At 50.9% G+C, this 5885-nt stretch carries 8 protein-coding genes and 1 pseudogene; 6 read left to right on the forward strand and 3 right to left on the reverse strand.

Annotation, left to right across the window (positions count from 1 at the left end; genetic code table 11):
* Nucleotides 1-170: DUF2892 domain-containing protein (locus Q1K24_RS08885; protein ID WP_366903832.1), on the reverse strand; the 170-nt coding region annotated here is incomplete at its 3' end.
* A gap of 62 nt (nucleotides 171-232) precedes the next feature.
* Between Q1K24_RS08885 and purT the strand changes: the two genes are divergently transcribed.
* The 3 genes from purT to Q1K24_RS08900 are packed head-to-tail and all read left to right on the forward strand — an operon-like array spanning nucleotide 233 to nucleotide 2298.
* Nucleotides 233-1492: a formate-dependent phosphoribosylglycinamide formyltransferase gene (gene purT / locus Q1K24_RS08890; protein WP_300369070.1), complete on the forward strand. Its 1260-nt coding sequence runs from the start codon at nucleotides 233-235 to the stop codon at nucleotides 1490-1492.
* Between the two features lie 9 nt (nucleotides 1493-1501).
* Nucleotides 1502-1930 carry a secondary thiamine-phosphate synthase enzyme YjbQ gene (locus tag Q1K24_RS08895; RefSeq protein ID WP_300369072.1) on the forward strand — a complete coding sequence of 143 codons (429 nt, stop codon included), beginning with the start codon at nucleotides 1502-1504 and terminating at the stop codon, nucleotides 1928-1930.
* Nucleotides 1931-1956: 26 nt separating this feature from the next.
* Entirely contained in the window at nucleotides 1957-2298 is a 342-nt protein-coding gene (locus tag Q1K24_RS08900) for a hypothetical protein (RefSeq protein WP_300369074.1), read from the forward strand.
* A gap of 21 nt (nucleotides 2299-2319) precedes the next feature.
* On the opposite strand, the gene Q1K24_RS08905 is transcribed toward Q1K24_RS08900, so the two are convergent.
* Entirely contained in the window at nucleotides 2320-2874 is a 555-nt protein-coding gene (locus Q1K24_RS08905) for a ribonuclease HII (RefSeq protein WP_300369077.1), read from the reverse strand.
* 36 nt (nucleotides 2875-2910) lie between these two features.
* Between Q1K24_RS08905 and Q1K24_RS08910 the strand changes: the two genes are divergently transcribed.
* Complete coding sequence (locus Q1K24_RS08910) at nucleotides 2911-3333, forward strand: hypothetical protein (RefSeq protein ID WP_300369080.1); 423 nt, start codon at nucleotides 2911-2913, stop codon at nucleotides 3331-3333.
* 50 nt (nucleotides 3334-3383) lie between these two features.
* Nucleotides 3384-4496 (forward strand): multiheme c-type cytochrome, encoded by a 1113-nt coding sequence (locus Q1K24_RS08915; protein ID WP_300369083.1) that lies wholly within the window; start codon nucleotides 3384-3386, stop codon nucleotides 4494-4496.
* A gap of 13 nt (nucleotides 4497-4509) precedes the next feature.
* Here Q1K24_RS08915 and Q1K24_RS08920 read toward each other — a convergent pair whose 3' ends face one another.
* A complete protein-coding gene (locus Q1K24_RS08920) occupies nucleotides 4510-5586 on the reverse strand; it encodes a hypothetical protein (protein ID WP_300369086.1) in 1077 nt (358 codons plus the stop codon).
* Between the two features lie 193 nt (nucleotides 5587-5779).
* Here Q1K24_RS08920 and Q1K24_RS08925 point away from each other — a divergent pair.
* Nucleotides 5780-5885, forward strand: a pseudogene (locus tag Q1K24_RS08925) (30S ribosomal protein S10); the annotation flags it as partial.

Here is a 5885-nt window from a genome sequence, read left to right on the forward strand (position 1 = left end):
GTATTGATCCCGAAAGGTTCGTAGATCGGGCACCAGCCGATCGCTCCGGTGACGAGAGGAATGACTCCGAGCCATCCGATCGGATTACCTGTGATCATTGCGAACCCAATGAGTATGATACCCGCTACGATTCTGCTGAGTCGATCCTGATCTCCCATTTGACATGCCATGGAGTCTCCTTATATTTAAATAGATTTTAGGTATATTACCAAAAAACAATTAAGGATTGCGCATGTACTTTCCTGCTCCTTTGAAATCGAATTCTTTGAAAATCATGCTGCTTGGAAGCGGCGAGCTGGGCAAAGAGGTAGCCATCGAAGCGCAGCGGCTCGGAATCGAAGTGATCGCGGTCGACCGTTATCCGCAGGCACCGGCGCACCAGGTGGCGCATGAGGCACATGTCATCGATATGCAGAACAAAGAGGAGGTTCTCGATCTGATCCGTCGTGTCCGGCCGGACTATATCCTTCCGGAGATCGAGGCGATCAGTATTGCCGCATTGTTCGAAGCGGAAAAGGAGGGCTTCCACGTCATTCCGAATGCCGAAGCGGTCAACAAAACGATGAACCGTAAAAATATCCGGAAATTCGCGGCGGAAGAGCTGGGGCTCAAAACGAGTGCCTACCGGTTTGTCTCGACATTGGAGGAGCTGCATGAAGCAGCCGAGGCAGTGGGGTATCCATGCGTCATCAAACCGGTGATGAGCTCGTCGGGACATGGGCAGAGTGTCGCGCGAACGGCAGCCGACATCGAGCAGTCATGGGAGATCGCCAAGGAGGCACGGGGCGATGCCAGCGAGTTGATTGTCGAGGAGTTTGTAAAATTCGATTACGAAATCACCCTGCTGACAGCGCGGACAGAAAAAGAGACGGTGTTCTGTGAACCGATCGGCCATGAACAGAAGGGGGGCGACTATGTTTTCAGCTGGCAGCCGGCATTCATGAGTCCGGTCGCACTCGAGAGAGCGAAGGAGATCGCCAAAAAAGTGACGGACGGGCTGGGTGGCCGGGGCATCTTCGGTGTCGAGCTTTTCATCAAAGGGGATGATGTCTATTTCAGCGAAGTGAGTCCCCGCCCGCACGATACCGGGATGGTTACGCTCATCACCCAGAGCCAGAGCGAATTTGCGCTGCACCTGCGGGCTGTATTGGGGCTGCCGCTCGACTTCACCTTTTTTACCCCGGGTGCAAGTGCGGCCTACAAGGCTAAAAGCGAAAGTGTCACGCCGGTATTGAATATCGACGACAAGGCCTTCGCGGCCGACTCGTTCGTTCGGGTTTTCGGAAAGCCGGAGAGTCACGAAGGGCGCCGTATGGCGGTACTTCTGACAATGGCGGCAAGCGAGAGCGAAGCGCTCGCCAAAGCAAAAGAGCGTATCGGCTATTTCGATGATACGGCGGAAGTGGTCAAAGTGGTCGAGGAGGTACGCGAAGAGCGTGAAGACGAAACCTGTGTCATCAAAAAAGTGTTCAAATTCATCTTTGGCGGGTAAGGCGGCGGTGTGGAGACGGTACAGGTACATATTTCGCTGGGCGCCAAATCGCGGGGCGTGCATCTTGTAACACACGAAATCGTTTCGCAGCTGCCGCAGATTGCACAGTTCGAGGCGGGGCTGTTGCATCTGTTTTTGCAGCATACCAGCGCCGGACTGACCATCAATGAAAACGCCGATCCCGATGTCCGGTACGACACCCAGACATTTATCGATGATCTGATACCAGAAAACTATACAAAGTTTCGGCATATCCTGGAGGGGAGCGATGACATGCCGGCACATCTGAAATCGATGCTGTTCGGCTGCCAACTGACGATACCTGTCGCCCATGGAAGCATGGCGCTGGGAACGTGGCAGGGCATCTATCTCGTGGAAGCGAGGGATTATGGAGGGAGCCGTCGGATCGTCGCAACACTTCAGGGGAATGTGATATAATGATTCCCATGCGACGATGGATTTTATTGTTTTTTATACTGTTCGGTGTACGCTGTTCAATGGCCGCGAATGTGCAGTGCAATATTGAAAACGAGCGTATCTACTGCACCTATTATCTCGATCGCTCCGACAATCAGAATGGAAAAAATGTCGAATTTCACTGGGTTTCGCCCGACTCTCCGGATGATGATCGCGTTCGCCATTTCCAGATTCCTGCACGCCATGGTTCCGTCTATGACTACCGTTTTCTTCCGGGTCGGGCCAAAGGCGTATGGCATGTCAAGGTCATCGATCTTGATACGAATGAAACGGTCGAAACAACATTCGACATCAATACCACTGACGATTCGATGTTCGAAGAGGATTGAACTGGTGAACGGAGAGATTGCCTAAAACAGCGTCGGCTGTTCCAGTGATTTGATTTTGAAGCTTTTGCGGTGAATGGGTGAAAAGCCGTTTTTTCGAATCGCTTCGACATGGGCTTTCGTACCGTATCCTTTATGGTTTTCAAAACCGTATCCCGGATATTTTTTTCCCATATCGACCATGACTCTGTCACGTGTCACTTTGGCGAGAATACTGGCGGCACTCACTTCGGGAACATCGAGATCCGCCTTGATCTGACACCGGAGCCGGGGAAGGCCGAATGTGGTATTGCCATCGAAGAGGTAATCATCTGTTTCCAGTCTCTGCATGATCTCTTTGAGGCCGGCGATGAGGCAGGCGCTGATCCCTTTTTCGTCGATCGTTTCCGCATCGAAGGAGACGATGTGCCATGCGCTATCTTTGAGGATAATCTCGTAGAGTCTTTCCCGCCTCTTTTCGGTAAGCCGTTTCGAGTCGGTGAGCCCCTCGATGGGTTCGTAGAGAATGACGCCCGCCATGACCAGCGGCCCTGCCAGGGGACCGCGGCCCGCTTCGTCGATGCCGCATAGATGTTTCATGATAAAATCATACAGATATCCGGCTGAAGGAGAGGTTTGTTGAAAAGTATCTTCCATCCGAGTGTTGTAGCCGTAATCGTGGCTGCAGGGTTGACGGGATGTGGCGAGAAACCTGTCACCAGAGTGTACGAAACGGCACATGAACAACCGGTCACATGTCTCAGAATCGCCGTTTTTCCTCCGGACGATGCTCTTGAAAAAGAGTTGAAACGACTCTATGATTTTTCAAGAGAGTGCGATGCTGTACTGGAGGTGAGGCACAAGGAGAATATCGGGTGCAACAGCAATCAGAACATTCAGCAAAAAGCGCTTTCCGCGTTTCCCCACCATTTTCTGAGGATGGAGGTTCGACGGGGATTGACCCCTGTGTACAGCTACTACATCGATCTGCAGTATCCTGCCGATGAGGAGGATGCACGGGCCGCATTTGTGAGGCTCCGGACCGATTTGAAATTTTGAGATGCGTGCTATAATGAAACTGTTCAAAATTGTTCTGACAAGGTGAAAGAATGAATAAACTGCTCGTTTTTTTGATCCTGGCATGGGTTGGTATATGGGCGAACGATGGCATCCATACATTTGCGAAAAATGAAGCCTGCAAAAACTGCCATCCAGCCATCTATAAAGAGTATATGGGTTCGATGCACGCCAACAGCACGCCGCAGAAAGATACGATCCATGCGGCAGTTTGGGCGAAACATCCCCAGAATCTCAAGCAGCACCGCTATGGTTGCGGCAAGTGTCACACACCGGCGGCTGACAATCTGGACAAAATGTTGACAAAAGGCCAAAAAGCACTGCCCGAAACGGGTAACCCCACCCATCAGGATGGTATCGCCTGTGCGTATTGCCACCGTATCCGATCGATCAGATTTCAGAAAACATCGAATACCAACATCATTTCGAAGAGACCGAAAGCCTACTTCGGAACGCGCAAAGAACATATTGCCTCCCCGTTTCACGACATCATCACCGAGGACAATGACCATATGAAAAACGGCAACGTCTGTATCGGGTGCCACTCCCATAAACGTAACAAGTGGGGCCTCAACGTCTGCTCCACCAATATCGCCAACGAGATGGATAGTGCCAATTGTGTCAGTTGCCATATGCCGAAAGTCGAAGGTAGTGTCAGCAATCTGAAGCCAAGAGAAAAACATGCCTTTCACGGTTTCGCCGGATCGCATTTCCATGCCGATATGCTCGCGAAGTATGTCGATATCTCCATGTTGCGCAATATCGACCACTTCATCGTCAATATCGACAACCGTACATCCCATGCCCTCCTGTTGCATCCGCTTCGAATTGCCGTACTGAAGGTCAGTGTTTTCAGAGAAGACAAACGTATCGGGCTGCCCAATCGGGTATTCGTCCGCGTCATCGGGAAAGAGGGTAAACCGGCGATGCCGTGGCAGGCGACGGAGACGGTGAAGGATACGATGATCAAAGCCAATGAAAAACGGCCTCTCCGATACGATGTTGCACTTCAAAAAGGGGATGAGGTACATGTGGTACTGGGCTATTTTCTGGTCCATCCCAATGCGGCGAGAAAACTGGGCATTGACAATGATCCTGTTGTCAATGAATTTCATATCCTGAAAAAAGCGATTTTCAAGATATAACGGCTGCCGCGGGTTACTCCTCTTCCAGAATCCAGGTGTAAAACGGTTTGGCGACGACCTGAATCTCTTCGAACATGAATTCGAAACTGTTGGCGATCGTAAGGATTGTGATGTTTCGGATTTGCAGGCGATCGATCTCGTCGACCAGTTTCGCGATTTTTGTTGCGGTGCTCTGGGGGTTGGCAAAAGGGGAGAGAAGCAGAGCGTGACGCGAATCGGGCAGGAAAAAATCGATTTTGTCGGTGAAAGTCGTTCGGGGGTTGTGTTGAAGCAGACGGATCGATGCGATCGAATAGAGCTGCCCCATCAACGATTTCTCGAAATAGAGGGATGCCGGTATCGCGAAATCGTAGATCAGCAGCCGCTTCGCCGCCCGGGGCTGTCCGAACTTCTCCATCCAGAGGATGATCTGTCTCTCTTCCCATGATTTCAGGGTTCTGTAGAGCCAGTCTTTCGATATTTTATGCTCTTTTTTGATCGTCGTATAGAGCTGATTTGCCGTGACGGGTTTGCCCAGGAACCTTGCCATCTGCCGGAAAAGCAGCCGTTCCGTCTCTGTGGGAAAGATCGAGCGGATCTGCTCGTGCAGCTTTATCGTGAGCAGCGATTCGTGGACCGTCGCCATGATCGGAAGCGAACCGGTACGCAGGTAGAGAGAAAAGGAGTGCTCGAGGTGGATGTGGCGTTTTTCGAATGCCAGATACTCTTCGAAATCGAGTGGCGGAACTTCCAGCAGAGGCATGAAACGATTTTCGGTGAACGGCGCTTCGCTCACCAGAATCGTCTGCCGGCACTGCGGCATCGCAATGGAGCCGTCGTAATGATCAAGGACGACACTCTCGATCCCGTGCACGTCGATGAATGCCTGAAGCTCCCGTCCGAGCGATTCGTTGTCGATACGCAGATCGCGCAGATCGATATAGAGCCGCTTTTTTCTGGGGAGTCGCGACAGATAGTCGAGGACCAGCCATGTTTTTCCCGTTTTGGGCGGCCCGTACAGGTTGAGAGTGTGTGAAGGAATTTCGATTTTTCTTTCGACAAATCCAACCGCTTTCGGTGTCGATTCGTAAAAAGCTTCCAACTGCTGCATCTGACTCCATGTGTGTGAAAAGATGGTCTCCGGCGTTACCCTTGTATGAAAAAAGAGCGACTGTCGGCAAAAGCATCATCGTTTCCTTTTTATAAGGAAACAAATTTCGGAAAGTATAGCACAAAAATCCCGTAAAATCTTGAATTTGAGAAAACTTTTATGTATAATCTTGGCTCCAAAAAGCGTTGGTCGCATACCAACAAGTTCTTTTAAGGGAAAACCTATGGAAAAAATTCGACTAAAACTCAAAGCGTACGATCATCGTGTGCTTGATCGGTCAGTTGCTGCCATCGTAGAAG

The organism is Hydrogenimonas sp., assembly GCF_029932565.1.
Classification (GTDB): Bacteria; Campylobacterota; Campylobacteria; order Campylobacterales; family Hydrogenimonadaceae; genus Hydrogenimonas.